At 72.9% G+C, this 19,964-nt stretch carries 16 protein-coding genes and 1 pseudogene; 10 read left to right on the top strand and 7 right to left on the bottom strand.

What is annotated here, in order from left to right:
* Window positions 1–37: 37 nt before the first annotated feature.
* Together BLV96_RS01605 and BLV96_RS01600 are read right to left on the bottom strand one after the other, a co-directional pair.
* Window positions 38–1,435 (bottom strand): MFS transporter, encoded by a 1,398-nt coding sequence (locus BLV96_RS01605; RefSeq protein WP_086679733.1) that lies wholly within the window; start codon window positions 1,433–1,435, stop codon window positions 38–40.
* Complete coding sequence (locus BLV96_RS01600) at window positions 1,432–3,426, bottom strand: MMPL family transporter (protein WP_086679731.1); 1,995 nt, start codon at window positions 3,424–3,426, stop codon at window positions 1,432–1,434. Before BLV96_RS01600 ends, BLV96_RS01605 begins: the two co-directional genes overlap by 4 nt.
* Window positions 3,427–3,683: 257 nt before the next feature.
* Here BLV96_RS01600 and BLV96_RS01595 point away from each other — a divergent pair, with 257 nt between their 5' ends.
* Genes BLV96_RS01595 through BLV96_RS01585 form a run of 3 tightly spaced genes read left to right on the top strand, consistent with a single transcriptional unit; the run spans window position 3,684 to window position 6,774 of the window.
* Window positions 3,684–4,919 carry a PucR-like N-terminal domain-containing protein gene (locus tag BLV96_RS01595; protein WP_086679729.1) on the top strand — a complete coding sequence of 412 codons (1,236 nt, stop codon included), beginning with the start codon at window positions 3,684–3,686 and terminating at the stop codon, window positions 4,917–4,919.
* A 60-nt stretch (window positions 4,920–4,979) separates the two neighbouring features.
* On the top strand, window positions 4,980–6,011 hold the full coding sequence (locus BLV96_RS01590; protein WP_086679727.1) for an aldose epimerase family protein: 1,032 nt from the start codon (window positions 4,980–4,982) through the stop codon (window positions 6,009–6,011).
* A 49-nt stretch (window positions 6,012–6,060) separates the two neighbouring features.
* Window positions 6,061–6,774, top strand: a complete 714-nt coding sequence (locus BLV96_RS01585; RefSeq protein ID WP_086679725.1) for a transporter substrate-binding domain-containing protein — start codon at window positions 6,061–6,063, stop codon at window positions 6,772–6,774.
* 1 nt (window position 6,775) lies between these two features.
* Here BLV96_RS01585 and BLV96_RS01580 read toward each other — a convergent pair whose 3' ends face one another.
* The gene (locus BLV96_RS01580; protein ID WP_086679723.1) at window positions 6,776–7,726 is read right to left on the bottom strand and encodes a TIGR03557 family F420-dependent LLM class oxidoreductase; all 951 of its coding nucleotides are present in this window, start codon (window positions 7,724–7,726) and stop codon (window positions 6,776–6,778) included.
* A 190-nt stretch (window positions 7,727–7,916) separates the two neighbouring features.
* On the opposite strand from BLV96_RS01580, the gene BLV96_RS01575 reads away from it, so the two are divergent.
* From BLV96_RS01575 to BLV96_RS01565, 3 genes are all read left to right on the top strand, one after another.
* Entirely contained in the window at window positions 7,917–9,509 is a 1,593-nt protein-coding gene (locus BLV96_RS01575) for an AMP-binding protein (protein ID WP_086679721.1), read from the top strand.
* Window positions 9,510–9,830: 321 nt separating this feature from the next.
* On the top strand, window positions 9,831–10,925 hold the full coding sequence (locus BLV96_RS01570; RefSeq protein WP_086679742.1) for a J domain-containing protein: 1,095 nt from the start codon (window positions 9,831–9,833) through the stop codon (window positions 10,923–10,925).
* The gene (locus BLV96_RS01565) at window positions 10,922–11,527 is read left to right on the top strand and encodes a LysE family transporter (RefSeq protein WP_086679718.1); all 606 of its coding nucleotides are present in this window, start codon (window positions 10,922–10,924) and stop codon (window positions 11,525–11,527) included. Before BLV96_RS01570 ends, BLV96_RS01565 begins: the two co-directional genes overlap by 4 nt.
* 46 nt (window positions 11,528–11,573) lie before the next feature.
* On the opposite strand, the gene BLV96_RS01560 is transcribed toward BLV96_RS01565, so the two are convergent.
* Window positions 11,574–14,033, bottom strand: a complete 2,460-nt coding sequence (locus BLV96_RS01560) for a M14 family zinc carboxypeptidase (RefSeq protein WP_086679715.1) — start codon at window positions 14,031–14,033, stop codon at window positions 11,574–11,576.
* A gap of 210 nt (window positions 14,034–14,243) precedes the next feature.
* Between BLV96_RS01560 and BLV96_RS01555 the strand changes: the two genes are divergently transcribed.
* On the top strand, window positions 14,244–14,894 hold the full coding sequence (locus tag BLV96_RS01555) for a DUF998 domain-containing protein (protein WP_086679712.1): 651 nt from the start codon (window positions 14,244–14,246) through the stop codon (window positions 14,892–14,894).
* Here BLV96_RS01555 and BLV96_RS01550 read toward each other — a convergent pair.
* Window positions 14,882–15,733: a LysR family transcriptional regulator gene (locus BLV96_RS01550; protein WP_086679709.1), complete on the bottom strand. Its 852-nt coding sequence runs from the start codon at window positions 15,731–15,733 to the stop codon at window positions 14,882–14,884. The genes BLV96_RS01555 and BLV96_RS01550 overlap by 13 nt on opposite strands.
* A 68-nt stretch (window positions 15,734–15,801) precedes the next feature.
* Here BLV96_RS01550 and BLV96_RS01545 point away from each other — a divergent pair, with 68 nt between their 5' ends.
* Window positions 15,802–16,770 (top strand): EamA family transporter, encoded by a 969-nt coding sequence (locus BLV96_RS01545; RefSeq protein ID WP_244180004.1) that lies wholly within the window; start codon window positions 15,802–15,804, stop codon window positions 16,768–16,770.
* A gap of 49 nt (window positions 16,771–16,819) precedes the next feature.
* Here BLV96_RS01545 and BLV96_RS01540 read toward each other — a convergent pair.
* Window positions 16,820–17,185: pseudogene (locus BLV96_RS01540) on the bottom strand (ester cyclase); the annotation flags it as partial.
* Between the two features lie 59 nt (window positions 17,186–17,244).
* Here BLV96_RS01540 and BLV96_RS01535 point away from each other — a divergent pair.
* Together BLV96_RS01535 and BLV96_RS01530 are read left to right on the top strand one after the other, a co-directional pair.
* A complete protein-coding gene (locus tag BLV96_RS01535) occupies window positions 17,245–18,564 on the top strand; it encodes a cytochrome P450 (protein ID WP_208608102.1) in 1,320 nt (439 codons plus the stop codon).
* Window positions 18,561–19,202, top strand: coding sequence for a TetR/AcrR family transcriptional regulator C-terminal domain-containing protein (locus BLV96_RS01530; protein WP_244180003.1), 642 nt, complete (start codon window positions 18,561–18,563; stop codon window positions 19,200–19,202). Before BLV96_RS01535 ends, BLV96_RS01530 begins: the two co-directional genes overlap by 4 nt.
* Before the next feature lies 1 nt (window position 19,203).
* Here BLV96_RS01530 and BLV96_RS01525 read toward each other — a convergent pair whose 3' ends face one another.
* Window positions 19,204–19,851, bottom strand: a complete 648-nt coding sequence (locus BLV96_RS01525) for a GTP pyrophosphokinase (RefSeq protein ID WP_086679703.1) — start codon at window positions 19,849–19,851, stop codon at window positions 19,204–19,206.
* Between the last annotated feature and the right edge of the window lie 113 nt (window positions 19,852–19,964).

Genomic DNA, 19,964 nt, shown 5'->3' with positions numbered 1-19,964 from the left:
TCAATCAAGCGAATTGCGATACTCACCGGCACACGGATTACGGCACCGCGCGTTTGTCACCCGGCGACGAGGTCCCCGCCGACCGGCCGCGCAACACGCGCACGGCGAGCAGCGCGCCGGCGAGCGTCAACCCGGCCGCGGCGAGCAGACCCGCCGTGTAGCCCGTGGCCAGTGCCGTTCCCGGCGGCGCGCCCGCGTCGAGCCGCAGCCCTCGCACGGCGGTCAGGACCGCCCCGATCAGCGCGACCCCCAGCGCGCTCGAAAGTTCGCGAGACGCCGTGAGCAGCCCGGATGCCGTACCCGCCTGACGTTCGGCCACGACGTCCAGCGCGTGTGACGTCAGCGGGGTCGTGAACGCCGAACCGGCCCCGATCAGCACCAGGCCGGGAATCCGCGGGAGGACCGCCGGGAGGTGGTTCACGACCGCGAGGGCGAGCAGCCCGGCCGCGACCACCCCGAGCCCGGCCGCGACCGTCCGATGTGGACCGTGCCGGTCGACGGCCCGCGCGACCAGCGGCGTCGCCGCCACCACCGCGACCGCGACCAGCGCCAGCGGCAGCCCGGCCCGCACCGGGTCGAGACCGAGGAAGTCCTGGTGCAGCAACGGGGTGAAGAAGACGATCCCCGAGATTCCCAGGCCCCACAGCACCTGCACGGCGAGCGAGCCGGCGAACACCCGGTTGCCGGTCAGCTCGGCCGGCACCAGCCGGGCCGGCGCCCGGCGCTCGCGGACCACGAACGCCGCCCCGAGCACACACCCGCCGGCCAGCAGCGCCACGCCGGTCCGCGGGTGCTCGCCGAGTTCGACGAGCGCCGCGGTGAGCAGGACCAGGCTCGCGGTCACGGCGGTCATCGCGCCGGCGGCCGGCCTGGGGGCGTCCGGGTCGCGGCCACGCGGGACCGTTCCCGGCAGCAGCACGAGCATCGCCGCCACGAAGGGCAGGTTGACGAAGAAGATCCAGCCCCAGCCGAGGTATTCGCTCAGCAGGCCGCCGAGCGCCGGGCCCAGCGCGAGCGCGGCCGCCAGGCACGCCGTCCAGACGGCGGCACCGAGCGTCCGGCCCCGCGCGTCGAGGTTGGCCCGCAGCAGGCTCAGCAGGCCCGGGACCAGGAACGCGGCCGCCGCGCCCTGCACCACCCGGGCCGCGACCAGCAACCCGGCCGACGTCGCCAGCCCGCCGGCCGCCGCGCCGAGCCCGAACGCGAGCAGCCCGCCGAACAACGCCGGCCGCCGGCCCCAGCGGTCGATCGACGTTCCCGCCACCAGCAGCAGCCCGGCGAACGGGAGCATGTACCCGAGGGCGATCCACTGCAGCGACCCGAGGTCCAGGGCGAGGTCGCGGGCGATCGACGGCGCGCCGGCCGCGACGATGGTGTTGTCCAGCGTCGTGACGAACGCGCCGAGCGCGATCAGCACCAGGGTCCGCCGCGTCATCGCGCGCTCCCCACCAGCTCGCGCGCCACCTCGACGCGCCGGCGGCGCGGGAACCACCAGTTGGCCTCGCCGAACCACGCCATCACCGCCGGGACCAGTACGCACCGGACGACGACCGCGTCGAGGAGCACCGCGACCGTCAACCCGACGCCGGCTTCCCGCACGACGCGCGCGTCCACGAAGGCGAACGCCACGAACACCAGCGCCATGATCAGCGCGGCCGCGGTGATGGTCCGGCCGGTTGCCGCGACGCCGTCGACGACCGCCGCCCGGGTGTCGCCGCGGCGCCGCCACGCCTCCTGCACGCGCGCGATGAGGAAGACCTCGTAGTCCATCGACAGCCCGAACAGCCCGGCGAACAGGAACACCGGCAGGTACGGCTCGATCGGCGCGCCGAAGGCGAAGACGACCGCCCCCGTCGTCGCGGCCGCGGTCAGCAGGTTCATCACCGCCGCGGTCAGCGGGATCACGACGCTGCGGAACACCCAGGCCAGCAGCAGGACCGAAATCCCGACGACGCTGAGGAGGAACAGCGGCAGCCGTGCGGTGACGGCCGCGGAGAAGTCGGCCCGGGCGGCGACGGGCCCGCCGACGTGCGTGTCCGGACCTCCGACGGTGATGGCCATCGCCCGTGCCCAGCGCAGCAGCTCGGCGGTGGCCGGGTCGTCGGGCGCGGTGCGCGGGGTGGCCGTGAGCAGCCAGCCGCCGCCCGGGAGCGGGGTGGGTGGCCCGACTTCGGCGCGGGCGAGCAGCGCCTCGCGCAGCGTGCCGAGCGACGCGTCTCCCGTGCCCACCACCAGCAGCGGAGCGCCCACGCCGGGGCCGAACCCGTCGTGCAGCAGCTCCGCCGCCGTGCGCGTGATACTGCCGGGTGGGTCGAGGGAAGCGTCCGGGACGCCGAGCCGCAGTCCGGTCATCGGCAGCGCGAGGACGGCCACGACCAGCAGCGCGGCGAGCGTGTACGGGACCGGCCGCCGGGTCACCGACCGCGCGAGCCGGGCCCACCGGCGGCCGCCACCTTCCGGGGGGATCCGCATCCGCCGGGCGGCCGGGCGCAGCAACGCCGGCAGCAGGGTCAGTGCGGCCGACGCGGTGAGCAGCACGGAAACCGCGGCGGCGACGGCGATCCCGTCGAGGAACGGCAGGCCGACGGTCAGCATCCCGGCCAGCGAGACGCACACGGTGACCCCGGCGAACACCACGCTCCGGCCGGACGTCGCCGCCGCGACGGCCAGTGCGGCCGCCGGGTCCGCGCCGTCGCGGCGGCCCTGCCGGAACCGCGTCAACACGAACAGCGCGTAGTCGACGCCGACGCCGAGGCCCAGCAGCGCGGCTATCTCGGTGCTGATCTTCGGCACGGTCATCACGTGCGACAGGAGGGTGACGGCGGCGAGCGCGCAGCCGACCGACACCGAGGCGGTGAGGACCGGGAGCAGGACGCAGGTCAGGGACCGGAACGTCACGAACAGCACGAGGGCCGCGGCGAGCAGGCCGATCCCGGCGTTGCCGAGGTCCGGCGCTCCCGCCGTCATCGCGGCGAGCTCCCCCGACGCCCCGGCGGTGAGGCCGCGGGCGTCGCGGACGGCGTCGGCGAGCGCGTCCGCGGTGTCCTGCCCGAGGGTCGCGGCCGGCGCGTCGAACCGGATGGTCAGCACCGCGGTCCGCCCGTCGGGTGACACCCGGCCGGGCGGCGGGCCGACGGCGACGACGTGCGGGAGCGCCGCCAGGCGGGCGGCGAACGTTTCGAGGTCCACCCGGCCCGCGCCGCGGTCGATCGGGCCGTCCGGCGCCTGGACAACGACGCTTTCTTCGGTACCGGTGCTCCGGAGCAGCTTCGCCGCCGCGGTGCTGTCCGCGGCGGGCAGGTCGACCGTGTCGCGGAAGTCCGCGCCCGTGTGCAGCACGGCGAAACCGAGCCCGGCCAGCGCCGTCAGCCACAGCGCGACGACCACGACGGCGTGGCGGAAACACCAGGAAACGACCGTCGTCATCCCGTTTTCCTCCGACCGCGCATGGTTGATCACGCTAACTCCGCCGGAGGCCGGGAAGATACGGTCCCGGCTCACAAATCCGATTCCGGAAACCCTTGCGGCGGTGAGTGTTCTCCCCGCTTGTCGGACGCGTGACAAATCCGCGTGCGCCCCTTGGTCCCCGCGTGACAGAACCCCTTCCGCGGGCGGGAAGCCGGTTGCCAATCTCGTTTTCGTGTGAGTACATGACCTTCGCGCCGACGCGGAAAGGGGTGCCCATGACCCGGACGATCACCGTCCCGCACCCCCGTGGCACCGGCCGGGCGCGGCAGCTGTGGTGCTCGCTGCCCACCGAGCTCGCGCGCCGGTTCCGGCCGCACGCCGACCCGCTGTCCCGGCGGATCCTCGAGGAGATCCAGCGGGCCGTGCCCGAGTACGCCAAGCCCCTCGAAGGCGAGTTCGGGAAGATGATCGTGCTCGCGATCGAACAGGCCGTGCTCAGCTGCATCGACAGCATCGACGATCTTCCGTCCACAGAGGACAACTGGCCGAAGTTGTTCCGGGAGGTCGGAAAGCGCGTCCACCACGACGGCGGCAGCCTGAACTCGCTGCAGGCGGCCTACCGCGCGGGCGGCCGCGCGGCCTGGCGGTACGTCGCGGAACTGGGCCAGGCCCACCGTTTCCCGGCGGCCGTCCTGTGCGTCGGCGCGGAGGCGATCTTCGCCTACGTGGAAGAGATTTCGTCGTACTCGGTCGAGGGGTACACGCTGGCGCAGGCGATGGCGACCGGCACGCTCGAACGCCGGCGACGGCGGCTGCTCGAACTCCTCCTGGCCACCCCGCCGTCGTCGCCGGCGACCCTGGACACGATGGCGAAGGCCGCGAAGTGGACCATGCCCGAGTGGGTCACCGTCGTCGCGCTCGACCCGCGCGACGAGCAGCACCTGGCGCCGGCGCCGCAGGTCGCCGACGACGTCCTGCTCGACCTCGAAGGCACCGAACCCTGCCTGCTGACCCCGAACCCGGACCGCGACCTGCGGGACCTCGAAGGCCGGCTGCCGGGCTGGCGCGCGACGGTGGGGCCTCGGGTGCGGCCGGCCGACGCGGGGACGTCGTCGCGCTGGGCCCGGCGCACGCTCGACTTGGTGCGCCAAGGCCTGATCGGCGACCGGCCGGTGACGCACACCGCCGACCACCTCGCGACGCACTGGCTGCTGGCGGACCGGTTCCTGCTCGACGCACTGTCGGCGAAGACCCTGGGACCGTTCGCGGGCCTGACGGTGAAGCAGCAGGTCCGGCTCGCCGAGACGTTGCTGAGCTGGCTGGAGCACAACGGGAACACCCCGGACATCGCGCAGGCACTGGGCGTGCACCCGCAGACCGTCCGCTACCGCGTGAGCCAGCTGAGCGACCTCTTCGGCGACCGGCTGGCCGATCCCGCGCAGCGGCTGGAGATCCAGATGACGCTGCGCGCGCACCAGCTCCTCGGGACGGAGCCGCCGGGCGAGCAGTGACCCTTGACCGCGCGGCCCTCCTCCCGCATGCTGTTAGCGCTAACAATGGGGAGGCCGCCGATGACGTCCACCGAGCTCACGCGGGAGTTCTTCGGCCGTGCCGGCGGCACCGACGTCCACCGCTACACGCTTTCCCGGTCCGGGATCACCGTCCGCGTGCTGGACTACGGCGGAGTCATCCAGTCGCTCGAAGCGCCGGACCGGTCGGGGCGACCGGCCGACGTCGTCCTCGGCCACCCCGGCCTCGAGGGCTACCTCGAGAACAACCGGCCGGGCGCCGCGCGGGTCTTCCTGGGCGCGGTGATCGGCCGGTACGCCAACCGGATCGCCGGCGGCGCGTTCAGCCTCGACGGCGTCCTCCACCGGGTGCCGGTCAACGACGGGAAGAACAGCCTGCACGGCGGGCCGGCCGGGTTCGACACGCGGGTGTGGTCCGCTGTCCCGGTCCGCGACGGCGTGCGGCTCACGCTGGTCAGCCCGGACGGCGACCAGGGCTACCCCGGCCGGTTGACCACCGAGGTGACCTACCGCCTCGACGACCGGCTGACCATCACCTACCGCGCGACCACCGACGCGCCCACGGTCGTCAACCTGACCAGCCACACCTACTGGAACCTGGCCGGCGCCGGGACCGTGCACGACCACGCGATCGCGATCGCCGCGAGCCGCTACTGCCCGGTCGACGAGGACCTGATCCCGGCGGGCGACCCGGCACCGGTCGCCGGGACGCCGTTCGACTTCCGCCGCGCGACGCCCCTCGGCGCCCGGCTCGGCGACCCCGATCCCCAGCTGGCGATCGGGCACGGCTACGACCACAACTGGGTCCTCGACGACGGTGCGCCGTTCGCCGCCCGCGTCTGGGAGCCGTCGTCCGGGCGGCTGCTCACGATGTGGACGACCGAGCCCGGGCTGCAGTTCTACTCGGGCAACCACCTGGGCGATCCCTTCACCGGGTTCGCGCTGGAGGCGCAGCACTTCCCGGACTCGCCGAACCGGCCGGACTTCCCGAGCACGGTGCTCCGGCCGGGCGAGGTCTACCACCAGGAAACGGCCTTCGCGCTGACGACGGCGGACGAGCCACCGGTGGCGTGAGCAACATTCGCCCCTCCTAAGGCGACCCCCGCCGTTACCCTCGCCGGTCATGGGAGACCTCGCCGCCGATCTCACGCCCACCGGGGCGCTGCGCGCCGCCATCAACCTCGGCAACCCCGTGCTCGCGCACGGCACGCCGGACTCGCCGGGTGGCGTCACCGTCGACATCGCGCGCGAAGTGGCCGCGCGGCTGGGCGTGCCGGTCGAGTTCGCCTGCTTCGACGCGGCCCGCAAGTCGTTCGAGGCGCTGACCTCGGGTGCGGCCGACCTGTGCTTCCTGGCGATCGAGCCAGCACGGGCGGCTTCGGTGGCGTTCACCGCGCCGTACGTCGTCATCGAAGGCGTGTACGCGGTTCCGGACGGCTCCGCGTTCGCCTCGCCCGCCGACGTCGACCGGCCGGGTGTCCGGATCGGCGTGAAGCAGGGCTCGGCGTACGACCTGTTCCTGACCCGGACGCTCGAGCACGCGACGGTCGTGCGCGGCTCGGACGGCGTCGCGGTTTTCGAAGAGCAGGGCTTGGAGGTGGCAGCCGGGATCCGGCAGCCGATGACCGCCTACGCGGCGTCCCACCCGGGGACGCGGGTGCTCCCGGAGCGGTTCATGCAGATCCAGCAGGCGGTCGGGACGTCACCGGATCGCGACCCGGCGACGGTGGATTTCCTGCGTGAGCTGGTCGAGGAGCTGAAGGCGAACGGCTTCGTGGCCGACGCGCTGCGACGCGCGAACCAGCCGGACGCCACCGTCGCTCCCGCCGCGTCCTGAGTCACAGCCGCGGCAGCACCTGGGTGCGCCAAGCCTCGAAGAACTGCTCCTGGTCCGGGCCGATCTGCTGGACGTACACCTCGTCGAACCCGGCCTCGGCGAACTCGCGCACCGCTGCCACGTGCCGGTCGGCGTCCGGGCCGCACGGGAACTGCTCGCGGACCATGTCCTCGGTCACCAGGGTCGCCGCCGCCGCGTAGTCGGCCGGGGTCGGGAGCGTCGAGGGCAGCTTGCCCGGCAGGAGTTCGTTGCGCCACCGGCGGTGTGCCGTGCGGACACCGTCCTCTTCGGACTCCGCCCAGCACACCTTCAGGCCGCCCTGCACGGGCTTGTCGCCACCGCCGGCTTTCCGGAACTCGCGCACCAGGTCGGCGTCGGGCATCACCGTGCAGAAGCCGTCGCCCGCGCGGGCGGCCAGGTCGGTGGCCGCCGGGCCGAACGCCGACACGTAGATCGGCACCGGCTCGTCGGGCAGGGTGTAGAGCCGGGCGTGGTCGACCGTGTAGTACCGGCCGCGGTGGTTGACCTCCTTGCCGGTGTGCAGCTCGCGGATGACGTCGATCGCCTCTTCGAGCATCTCCAGCCGCACCGCGGGCGGCGGCCACTGTTCGCCGGTGACGTGCTCGTTCAGCGCCTCCCCGGTGCCGACGCCGAGCACGAACCGGCCCTCGCACTGCACGGCGGCGGTCGCGGCGGCCTGCGCCACGACGGCCGGGTGCAGGCGGATGATCGGGCACGTGACGGCGGTGGAGACGGGCAGCGACGTGACCTCGCTCAGCGCGCCGATCACCGACCACACGAACGGGCTGTTCCCCTGCTCCTCGAGCCAGGGGTGGAAGTGGTCGGAGATCCACAGCCGCTCGAACCCGGCGGACTCGGCGAGCCGGGCCTGCCGGACCAGCTCACGCGGCGAAAACTCTTCGGACGACAGGAAGTAGCCGACGCTCACCATGCCCGGGGGCTACCACGCCGCAGGCACCCGAAACGTGCTCGCGGCCGTGCGCTGTCACTGTGCGCCGCTCCCGGTCGACGGAGTGGTATCGCTTTCTCGTCGCTACCGTCATCGATCCGGCATCGCGCCTTCTCGACGGTCGCAACGAGTGCTACGTTCCTCGTGGTGCAGGTCGACCCGAGGGGTTGCGATGAGGCTTTCTCCCAGCGCGCACACCGACTCGTTCTGCCGTGACCGGCTGCCGCCGGAGCGGCAGTGGCCGCGGCTCGTGTTCGACCTGCCCGAGCTGCACTACCCGGACCGGCTCAACGCCGCCACTGCCCTGCTCGACGGCGCGATCGACCGCCTCGGACCCGACCGCCCGTGCCTGCGGTCGCTCGAGGAGACGTGGACCTACGGCGAGGTCCTCGCCCGCGCCAACCGGGTCGCGCACGTCCTCACCACCGAGCTCGGGGTCGTTCCCGGCAACCGCGTGCTGCTGCGCGGCACCAACACGCCGTGGCTGGCGGCCTGCTGGCTGGGCGTCCTCAAGGCCGGGGCGGTCGCCGTCGCCACCATGCCGATGCTGCGGCGCCACGAGCTCGACAAGATCGTCGACCGGGCCCGGCCGGCCGTCGCCCTGTGCGACGAGCGCCTGCTCGACGAGCTGCCACCCGGCTTGCCCGTCGTCGCCTACGGCGGCGAGCTCGCCGAACGCTGCGCCCGGCACCCGGTCACCTTCGCCGACGTGCCGACCGCCGCCGACGACGTCGCGCTGCTCGCCTTCACCTCCGGCACCACCGGGACACCCAAGGCGACCATGCACTTCCACCGCGACCTGCTCGCCATCGCCGACACGTTCTCGCGCCACGTCGTGCGCCCCACCGCGGACGACCTCTTCTGCGGCACCCCTCCCCTCGCGTTCACCTTCGGCCTGGGCGGCCTCCTCGTCTTCCCGTTGCACGCCGGCGCGTCCGTGCTCCTGGTGGAGCGCGCCACGCCCAAGGAACTGGCTTCGATCGTCGCCGGGCACGCGGTGACCGTGCTGTTCACCGCGCCGACCGCCTACCGCGCGATCCTCGGCTCCGGCGACGGCGCCCTCCTCGCCGGAGTACGCCGCGCCGTCTCCGCGGGCGAAGCACTGCCCGCCGCCGTCGCCGAGCAGTACCGCGCCGTCGCCGGCCGCCCCCTCATCGACGGCATCGGCAGCACGGAGATGCTGCACGTCTTCATCTCCGCCGCCGACGAGGCCGCCCGGCCGGGCACGACCGGCACCGTCGTCCCCGGGTTCCGCGCCGCCGTCCTGGACGTCGACGGCACGCCCGTACCCGACGGCACCCCCGGGTTCCTCGCCGTGCGGGGACCGACCGGCTGCCGCTACCTCGAGGACCCGCGACAGGCCGACTACGTCCGCGACGGCTGGAACTTCACCGGCGACACCTACCTCCGCGAACCCGACGGCTACTTCCGGTTCGTGGCGCGCAGCGACGACATGATCGTCTCCTCCGGTTACAACATCGCGGCTCCGGAGGTCGAAGAGGTGCTGCTCGGCCACCCGGACGTCGAGGAGTGCGCGGTCGTCGGCACGCCCGATCCGGACCGGGGCGCGGTCGTGACCGCCTTCGTCGTGCTGCGCGCGGGCGTCACCCCTGGACCGGAGGTCGTGCACGCCCTGCAGGAGCACGCCAAAGCCGTTGCGGCGCCGTACAAGTACCCGCGCCGGGTGCGGTTCATCGACGCGCTGCCGCGCAACGCGAGCGGGAAGCTCCAGCGCTTCCTGCTGCGCGAGCACGGGCTGGGGTGACGGGCCCGCTGCCGAGGTGGGGTGGCGGTGGGCCCGTCACGTCTGGGGGAGGACATGCCGCCATATTACCCGGCGATTCGAACACGTGTTCGCGTCTCTTCGAGTGAACCACCACTACGAAAAGTCACCAAAACCACGCCGCGGCAACACTTCCGAGTGACGCGCCGTCCTCAGTGGACAGTCGCGGGCCCGCGGAACTCCGGACAACCGCACTGACCTGCACCGGAGGACCGTCACCCCGACGCGCCGAAGAGGCGGTGGCAGACCGGGAAACCGCGTCCCATAAAGTCTTCGCGCAGCCATCCGGAGGTGAACGCCCGCGTGCCCGAGGTCGACTACTACGAGGTGCTCGGCGTCCGCCGGGACGCCACGGCGGCCGACGTCAAGACGGCCTACCGCCGGCTGGCGAAGACCATGCACCCCGACGCCGGCGGTACCGTCGGCACGTTCCGCCTGCTCCGCGAGGCCTACGACGTCCTGAGCGACCCCGTCGCCCGCGGGCGCTACGACTCCGGCGGCGCGACCGTGGTGCCCGTCCCGGTCCGGCCGCGGCCCCGGCGGCGCTTCGGCGACGAACCCGGTTTCGTCCCCGACCTGCCCGAACTGGACGCCGAAGACCTGAGCTGGTGGCACTTCGCCGGGCAGGACACCCGGATGCGCCACGGCCGCCGCCGCGGGCCCGGGCACACGCCGGTGGTCGCCGCGGTGGGCGGGATGGTGCTGGTGCTGCTGCCGCTGGTGACCGGCGTCGGCTTCAGCACGCCGGTGCTCATCGTCTGGCTGCTGCTCACCGCCGGCACCGCGCTGCTCGTCCAGCGCCTGGCCCGCGGCTACCTGCGGGCGAGCCGGGCCCGCGAGGCCTACGCCGAGGAGTTCGGCGGCCGCACCGTCTTCGGCGCCCCCGGCAGCGAGCGCGACGAGCTGGCCGAGCGGCTCACCGCCGACCTGCTCGAGACCTACCTGACCCGGCTGCCCGGCGCGCGGATCTTCCACGGCCTCGCCTGGCCGGGCTCGGTGTTCGCCGACGTCGACCACGCCGTGCTGTGCGGGAAGCGCCTGGTGCTGATCGAGTCGAAGCTGTGGCTGCCGGGGCACTACGAGACGGCCGAGGACGGCAGGCTGCTGCGCAACGGCCGCCCGTTCCGCGGCGGCGGCAGCCGGCTTGCCGAGAGCCTCGCCGCCTACCGCGACCTGCTGCCCGGGGTCGCGCTGCGCGGGGCGATGATCGTGTACCCGAGCCGCAGCGGCGACCTGACCACGGCGGACCCGGGTGACCTGCCCGCGGCGCCGATGACGCCGGAGGAGTTCCTGCACGAGATCGGCGAGTGGCTGGCCGCCGATCCGTCCACAGTGGATCACCAGGCGCTGCGGACCATGCGCGACCAGGTGGTCGGCGGAGGCGGCCGGGCGGCGTGAACCCCGCCGCCACGCTGGGCACGGTCCTGCTGGCCTACCTCCCGGCCGCGGTCTCCCCGGGCCCGAACTTCGTGCTCATCGCGCACACCGCCGCCGCCGGCACCCGCAAGGCCGCCGTGGCGGTCGCGCTCGGGGTGGTCGCCGCCGGTGGCCTGCTGGCCGCGGTCGCGGTGTTCGGGCTGGGCGCGGTGCTGGCGCGCGAACCCTGGCTGGCCACGGCGCTGCGCGTCGTCTGCGGCGCCTACCTCGCCTGGCTCGGCGTGAAGCTCTGGCTGCGAGCCCAGGCGCCGGACGCGGCCCCGCCGGCCGGACGCGGCGGCGCCTTCCGCCAAGGCGTGGTCAGCAACCTGACCAACCCGAAAGCCGCCGCGTTCTTCGGCAGCGTCCTCACCGCGGCCCTGCCGCCCACCGAGCCCACCGCGGTCAAGCTCGCCGCGGTCGCGCTGATCATCATCGCGTCCACCGCGTGGCACCTGTCCGTCGCGCTGCTGTTCTCCTCCCCCGCCACCCAGCGTTGGTACGCCCGCGCGAAACCGGCCCTCAACCGTGTCGTGGGCACGATCCTCGTGGTCCTCGGCATTACCCTCGCCGTAACGCCGTGAAGGCCTCCCCGCCGGAGCGAAGAGGCCTTCACGGGCTGCGAACCGGCTACCGAACCCCACCCGAGGCGCGCTGCTTCTGCGCGTGCGCGGAGCGGGTGCAGACCTCGCCGACGTCGATCGTCTGACCGCGGTCGACGAACACGTCCGCCACACCGACCAGCTTGCCCTTCGGCGACGAGCAGGTCAGCTGGTAGGCCTCCTTGGTCCCGTACGTCGGCGGGATCGGCGACGCGAACGAGACGTCCCCGGTCCAGTCGTCGACCGTGGCCGGGTCGGCCTGGTCGTAGTTGACCACCACGGCCGTGTAGTCGCCGGCCGGCGGGTCGAACAGCACGGCGTGCTCGGACGTCGTGCCGCCGTTGGCCGACGAGCTGACCAGGTTGCCCGCCGCGTCGTAGACGAACAGGTCCCAGTCGGTCGCGGTGCTCGCCCAGTTGATGTTGACGCTGAACTTCCCGTTGTCCACCTTCGGCAGGCCGTCGACGTGGAAGGTGAACGTGTCACCCGCCGGGTCGGCCGGGTAGTTCTGGTTGATCGGCGGGACACCGGCCGGGTTGGCGACCGCGAAGCCCTGCTGCGCCGGGCCCTGGGGGTCGCGCCCGTAGCGGCCGGCCACGTACGGCCGGGTCGACGGGTTGACCGACCAGGCGAACCGCCCGCCGGTGGTGGTGAGCTTCGAGTTCAGGTCGTCGGTGACGTAGATCGGCGGCGTGGTGGAGCCGTCGGCCTGGATCACCGGTGACGTCGGCGTCTGGAACGTCTTGTGCAGCTTGAGCTGGTAGCCCTTCGGCGCCGAGCCGATCAGCGTCGAGTGCTGCTGCGGGTCGGCCGCGTTGCCCAGCATGTCCAGGAACGCCTGCCGGTTGCCGCCCTTGCCGGCGCCGGCCGCGGGGGCCAGGCCCTCGTACTCGGCCACGACGCTGTCGGCGTACGGCCCGTGGAAGCCGTTGCCGCCGACCTCGATGGTGAAGCCCCAGCCGCCGGTGGCCCAGTACGACCAGTCCTCGGTGGTGCCCGTGGTGTCGTACAGCGCCCAGCTCGGCTCGCTGGTGTAGCCGTTGCGCGAGGCCAGCTTGTCGCCGAGGGCCTTGTAGGCCGGCTCCTCCAGCGGCGGGCGGACGTCGGCCACGCCCGGCGGGCGCAGCACCAGCGCGGCGACGGTGTGCATCGTCATCAGGTTCGTCACCTGGCGCGAGGACACGATCGACCGGACGTTGCGCACCTCGGGCTCGCTGAACGGCGCGGACCCGCGGAAGGTGTCGCCGCTCCAGGCGATCTCGGCGCCGTTGCCGCCCCAGAAGCCCGCGTAGTTGCGGTTCGGGTCGGTGCCGCGCAGGCGGCCGGCCGGGTTGGCCTTGCACACGCCGGTGGAGTACTGCGCCGGCGAGTCGTTGACGTTGCAGTTCTTCCGCTTCATCTCGTAGTCGAACCGGGTGAAGTCACCCTTGGGCTCGGCTTCGCGGGAGATCTCGAACCCGTCCGGGTTGATGATCGGCACGACGATGTTGCGGGTCTTGCCGACCAGGCTCCGGATCGCGTTGTCGTGGGCGTAGCCGTTGATCAGCTCGTACGCCCATTCCATGACGTGCTCGCCGGCCGGCCACTCCCGCGCGTGGTGCACGCCCATGGTGAAGTTGACCGGCTTGCCGTCGGTGACGTTCTTGACGTCGGTGGCGATCTCGATCCCGACGACGTCGCGGCCTTCCCACGTCGACTCGGGCATGGTGAACGCCGAGACCAGGCCCGGGTTCTTGCGGGCCAGCTCCTTCATCTCGTAGTTGTAGTCGTAGAGGTGCCGGTAGCTCGTGCGCCCGGACGGCAGCGCCGACGCGGCGGTCGTCGCGGCGTACTGGCGGTCGGTCCTGGCGTCCTGCACGGACTTGGCCGAGAGGTCGGCCTCGATCACCTTCGACTTGAAGCCGGTGTTCTTGAGCGTCTGGCGGTCCGCGTCGTCGGCGAGGACGACTTCGACGCCGGTCGCGTCACCCTTCTCCGTGACGTCGAGGCCGGAGGCGGTGAGCTTGTTCTTGTCGGCGCGCGTCGGCGTCTCGACGCGGACCAGCTGCGCCTTCTGCGCGGTCGTCGGCGTGCCCTGCGGCGTGAGCGCGAGGAAGTCGACGCCGAGCTGGGCCTGACCGGCCGGGCCGCCGTAGCGGCAGCCCTGGACGACGAGCTGCTGCCCCTTCTTCACGAAGCTCTCGGCGAGTTCGTGGGTGCGCAACGCCGTCGAGGCGGCGACCACGGCGCCCGTCGCCTTGTCGAACACGGCGACGTCCCAGTCGCCTTCGGTGCCCGGGACCGGCCTCAGCCGGGCCTGCACCAAGCCGTCCACAGTGGACGTCAGCTCGCGGCGATCGACGCCCGAGGTGCCCTTGGGCTGCACTTTCGCGAAGCACGAGCGGGGTACCGACTTGTCGGCACGCAATATGTTCTGGGCTGCGCCGGCAGTACCGGCCGGCAACGCGACGAACGCCGCCGCCAGCGCCACGACCGAAGCCGCCAGCACCAGTCTTCTTGGTGAATTCCCCACAGGCAAAGACCTCCTTGACCGAGGCCGGCACAGCACGGACGTACCGGTAGCGGATGACCGTAATGGACGAAAACGGGCTACGGTAACCGCCGTAAGTCGTACAGCCTTCACCCCGCTTTCACACCTTCGGCCGCCCGAAGGGACATTTCACCGGGAGTTCAACCGCTGCTCGGCTACTGTCGGTTCATGGTCACGGTCCCTGCGCGACGGACGTCGCTCGCGGTTTCGCTGAGCGGCATCGCCGCCCTCGCGATCGGTGCCGCGCTGGTGCTGCTGCTGCAGGTCATCCCGCCGACCGACGAGATCAGCGCGACCCGCCGCACGATCAGCGAATACGGCCTGTCCGACCACAAGTGGGTGTTCGACCTCGCGGTGGTCCTGGTGGCCCTGGGCTCGGCGGCGGGGCTCGCCGTGCTGCACAGCCAGCGGCGGCTACCCGTGCCCGCGGCCCTGCTGGGGACACTGTGGACGGTCGGGCTGCTGGTCATCGTGGCCTTCCCCAAGCCGGACTGGGCGACGGTCTCCCGCGCGGACTTCGGCGGCACGCTGCACCGGATCGCCAGCGTGGTGGCGTTCGTCGCGCTCCCGCTCGCGGTGCTGGTCGCGGCGCGCACGGCGTTCCCCGGCTCCCCCGGCCGCCGGTGGCTGGCCCGGGTGCTCGCGATCGCCTCGCTGGCCTGGTTCGCGGTGATCCTGGGCGCGGTCGTGGTCGCCGCGGTCGACGGCGGCCGCTGGTGGACGCTCATCCCGCTCGGCCTGGTCGAACGCGGGATGGCGCTGACCGAGCTGGTCGCGCTGGGTGTCCTGCTCGCTCCGGCGCGGGCTCAGCCGCGGTAGAGCTCCGTCAGCAGGGCGGCGGCCAGGTGCGTCGCCGGGTGCGCGTCGTGGTGGCGCCAGATCAGCCGGACCGGCACCAGGTCCGCGTCGCGCAATGGCCGGTAGCGGATGCCGTCGCGCCGGTACTGCGCCGCGGTCGCCTCCGGCGTGACGCCGACGCAGCGCCCGGTCGCGATCGCCGCCAGCCAGTCGTCGATGTCGTGGGTGTACTCCACGGCCGGTCGGCTGCCTTCGGGCCACAGGTCCGGCGTCGTCGTGCCGGTGCGCCGGTCGACGACGAGCGTGCGCTCCCCCAGTTCGGCGAACCGGATCGAGCGCCGCCGCGCCCACGGGTCGTCCGAAGCGAGCGCGACGCACCGGCGTTCGCGGCCGACGAGCGCGTGGCTGTACCGGCGCGTGTCGACGGTGGTGCGCACGACGGCCAGGTCGCAGCGGCCTTCGGCCAGTCCCCCGGTCGCCGTGTTGGTCCGGACGAGCTGCAGCTCGACGTCCGGGTACCGGTCCTGCCAGCGCCGCTGGAACTCCGCGGTGTGCTTGCCCACGGCCGACCACGCGTGCCCCAGCCGCAGCCGCGTGTGGCCGGTCGTGACCTCGTGGACCAGCGTTTCGGCGTCGGCCAGCAGGGTCCGGGCGCGGGCCAGGACCGTGACGCCGGCCGTGGTCGGCTCGACCGTCCGGCTGGTCCGGTGCAGCAGCCGGACGCCGAGCACCCCCTCCAAGGCGAGCAGCGTCCGCGACACCGTGGCCTGGGAGACACCCAGCTCGATCGCGGCGTCGGTGAAGCTCCCGGTGTCCACGACCGCGACGAAGTGCCGCAAGTGGCGCAGCTCCAGATCCATGCGGTCAGCGTATAGCTGACGTGTCGGATGCATTTTGCGTATGCGTCCGCAGCGCCGATAGTCGGGACATGACGAGTGAAGGACGCCGGCGCGGGGCCGCGCTGATGACGGGCAGCGGCCTGTCCAACCAGGTCGGGGCGTCGGTCGCGGCCCTGGCGTTCCCACAGCTCGGCCCGGCCGGTGTCGTGGCCATCCGGCAGTGGGTCGCGGCCGTGGTGCTGCTCGCGACCACGCGACCGCGCCTGCGCGCGTTCACCGCCGCCCAGTGGCGCCTGGTCCTGGCGCTGGCGCTCGTGTTCGGGACGATGAACCTCACCCTCTACAGCGCGGTCGACCGCATCGGCCTCGGCCTGGCCGTGACGCTGGAGTTCCTCGGCCCGCTGGCCGTCGCCCTCGCCGGCTCGCGGCGGCGGGGTGACCTGCTGGGCGCGCTCGTCGCGGCGACCGCCGTGGTGGTGCTGGTGCGGCCCCGGCCGAGCACGGACTACCTCGGGATCGGCCTGGCGCTGCTCGCGGCCGCGTGCTGGGCGGCCTACATCCTGCTCAACCGCGCCATCGGCGCGCGCATCCCCGGTGTCGAGGGCTCGGCGGCCGCCGCGGGCGTGTCCGGGCTCGCGTACGTGCCGGTCGGCGTCTTCGCGATGATCGCGCACCGCCCGGACCTCGGCGCGGTGCTCGCCGCGGTGACCGCGGGCGTCCTGTCGTCGGCCGTGCCGATGCTGGCCGACCTGCTGACGCTGCGGCGGGTCCCGGCGCCGGTGTTCGGCACGGTGATGAGCGTCAACCCGGTGCTGGCCGCGCTCGTCGGCTGGGTCGTGCTGGGTCAGCGTCTCGACGCGCTGTCGTGGGCGGCGATCGCCGTGATCGTCACGGTGAACGTCGCCGCGGTACTCAGCTCTTCAGCACCGGTTCCGTCGTCTCCGTCAGCCGCGGGTCCGGCTGCTCCCCCGACATCGCCAGGAACCCCCGCGCCACCCGCAGCAGCAGCGGCCAGTTCTTCGGGTTCTTCTTGTCCACCCCGCCGATCAGCTGCTTGAGCATCGAGAGCGTGTCGAAGTAGATGCGCTCGCACACCAGGTTCTCGTCGGCGTCGAACACGAAGTACGCGGTCATCCGGACGCGGAAGCGGGACCCGGTCGCCGGGATCGCGCCGAGCGGGCCGAGGTGCGTGCCCAGCAGCCAGAACTCGACGACGACGGCGTCGGCGCTGTGGCGCAGCGCGATCAGCTCGTGGTGCTGGTCGGGGAACGCCGTGCGCGTGTCGTGGTAGTAGCCGCGGACGGCGCCGTCGCCGTCGTGGACGGTCATCGTCGCGACGACCTCGTAGTGCGGGTGCGGGAAGGTCGAAAGCGTCGCGTCCCAGTCCTGGGCGACCTCGTCGCGGAAGTGGTCGAGCACCAGCTTCTGCCGCGCGGCCAGGACTTCGGGTGCCGGGATGTCGAACTCACTCATCGCGCTCCTTAAATCTACGACGTAGGTAAATGCCGATAACCTACACTGTAGGCACGCCAATGGAAGGGGACGCCGTGCTCGAAGGAACCCTCGCCCGCGCGAAGCCGGTGATCCGGTGGGGCCTCGGCCACGCGCTCCCCCGGACCGTGCTGCGCCGCGAAGCCCGGCGCGGCGACCTGCAGGGACGGATGGTGGTCGCCGCGGCCGAAGGCCACGACCTGACCGGCCTGTTCGAGGAGATCCGCGCGGCCGGCCCGCTCGCCCGCACCCGCTTCGGCTGGATGACCACCACGCACGCCGCCGTCCGCGAAGTGCTGTCCGGCGACGACTTCCGCGTCGGCGTCATCGGTTCCGACGGCTCGCCGCTCGGCCGGCTGGTCGAGTGGTCGGCCGGCGAGCACCTGCACCCGGTGCGGCCGCCGTCGCTGCTCGCGGTCAACCCGCCCGAGCACACCCGCTACCGCAAGCTCGTCACCGGCGTGTTCACCGTGCGCGCGGTCGAGCAGCTGCGCGGCCGCGTGCAGAAGATCGCGGACGGCCTGCTCGACGCGCTCGACCCGAGCCGGCCGCTCGACCTCGTCGAGTCCTACTGCGGGCTCCTGCCGGTGACGGTGATCAGCGAGATCCTCGGCGTGCCGCCGGCGGACCTGGGCAAGGTGCTGTCGCTCGGCGCGGCCGCGGCGCCCAGCCTGGACCTCGGGCTGGGCTGGCGGACGTTCCGCGACGTCGAGACCGCGCTGGCGGAGTTCGACGCGTGGCTCGGCGAGCACCTCGACCACCTGCGCCGCCATCCGGGCCCGGACCTGTTCAGCAAGCTCGTCGCGGCGCGCGACGGCGGTGTCGGGCTCACCGAGACCGAGCTCAAGTCCACCGCCGGCCTGGTGCTGGCGGCCGGGTTCGAGACGACGGTCAACCTGCTCGGCAGCGGGATCGCCCTGCTGGCGGGCGATCCAGGGCAGCTCGCCGTGCTGCGCGAGCGGCCGGAGCTGTGGGGCAACGCCGTCGAGGAGGTCCTGCGGTACGACCCGCCGGTCCTGCTCACCGGGCGCCTGGCGACGCGCGCCACCGAGGTCGCGGGCGTGCCGCTGCCGCGAGGGGCGCTGGTCACGACGGTGCTGGCCGGCGCGAACCGCGACCCGCTGGTGTTCACCGACCCGGGCACGTTCGACGTCACGCGGGAAGGCGCGCGCGACCACGTGTCGTTCGGCTCCGGCCGCCACCACTGCCTGGGGGCGTCGCTGGCGCGGATGGAGGGCGAGATCGGGCTGCGGACGATCTTCGACCGGTTCCCCGAGCTGCGCGTCCTGCCCGGCGGGCGCCGGCGGGACACGCGGATCCTGCGCGGGTACGAGGTGCTGCCCGCGGTGCTCAACCCGTGACGGGCCGGCGCGGTCGGCCGCCCAAGGAGGCCGGCGGCCTGTCGCGGGAGCGGATCCTGCGCGAGGCCCTGGGGCTCGTCGACGAGGAGGGTCTCGAGGCCGTGAGCATGCGCAAGCTCGCGCGGCGGCTCGGCGTCGACCCGATGAGCCTGTACAACCACGTCGACGGCAAGGATGCCCTGCTCGACGGGGTCGCCGAGGTGCTGCTGGCGGCGATCCCGGCGCCGGTGCCCGGGCAAGACCTGCGGGAGACGATGTCCGGGCTGGCCCACGGGTTCCGGGACGCGATGCTCGGCCACCCGCGGGCGGCGCCGCTCGTGCTGACCCGGCAGCTGGCGTCGATGACCGCGCTCGCGCCGGTGGAGGCCGTGCTCGGCCCGCTGCTCGCGGCGGGCTACCCGCCGGAGCGGGCGGTGCACGGGTTGCGCGCGGTGCTGGCGTTCCTGATCGGGACGTTGATGCGGGAGGTCGACGCGGCCCCGACGTTCAGCGCGACCGGCTCTTCGGGACGGCTCGCTTCCTTGGCGGGATCCGGGCTGCCCGCCGTGTCGGCAGCGGCGCCGTACCTGGCGGTGTGCGACCACGAGGCGGAGTTCGAGTTCGGGCTGGGCATCCTGCTCGACGCGCTGGCGCCGTGAGTCAGCGGATCCGTTCGTGCAGGGCGGCCATGCGGGCGTCGAGGTCGGCGGCGGTGCGGGCCGCGGCGGCGAGCTCGCCCGCGAAGTCGTCCGGGACGCGGTCGGCGTACTTGTACGACAGCTTGTGCTCGACGGCGGCCCAGAAGTCCATCGCGATGGTGCGCAGCTGCACCTCGACCTTGACCTTCTCGACGCGGTCGGACAGGAAGACCGGGATCCGGACGATCAGGTGCAGGCTGCGGTAGCCGTTGGGCTTCGGGCGGGCGATGTAATCCTTGGTGCGCAGCAGCTCGACGTCGTCCTGCGCGGTGAGCATCCGGGCGACCTGGTGGACGTCGGAGACGAACGGGCAGACGACGCGAATGCCGGCGATGTCGTCGAGGACGTGCGCTGCGGCGACCCAGTCGTCGCCCAGCCCGCGGCGGCGGACCTTCTCCTTGATGGCTTCCGGCCGCTTGACGCGGCTGGTGATGTGCTCGATCGGGTCGTGCTGGTGGACGAAGTCGAACTCCTCGCTGAGGATCCGCAGTTTCGTCATCAGCTCTTCGATGGCGAACTTGTACATCAGCAGGAATCGCGGGAGCTGCCCGGCGACGGCGAGCTCGTCGGCCGCCTCCCGCAGGTCCTCGGCCGCCGGATCGGTGGTCACTGAAGCCTCGTGCTGTCGTCGGTTCGTCTGGGCCCTTCAGGTTACTGCGCTTCGGTCGGTCAACGAACGGCGGTGGGGGCGAGTTCCCGCCGGTCACCGGATCGGGTGACGGT

Source organism: Amycolatopsis pretoriensis, assembly GCF_900107925.1.
GTDB lineage: Bacteria > Actinomycetota > Actinomycetes > Mycobacteriales > Pseudonocardiaceae > Amycolatopsis > Amycolatopsis pretoriensis.
Note: the sequence above shows the minus strand (reverse complement) of the source record. Positions and strands in the feature narration are given on the sequence as shown.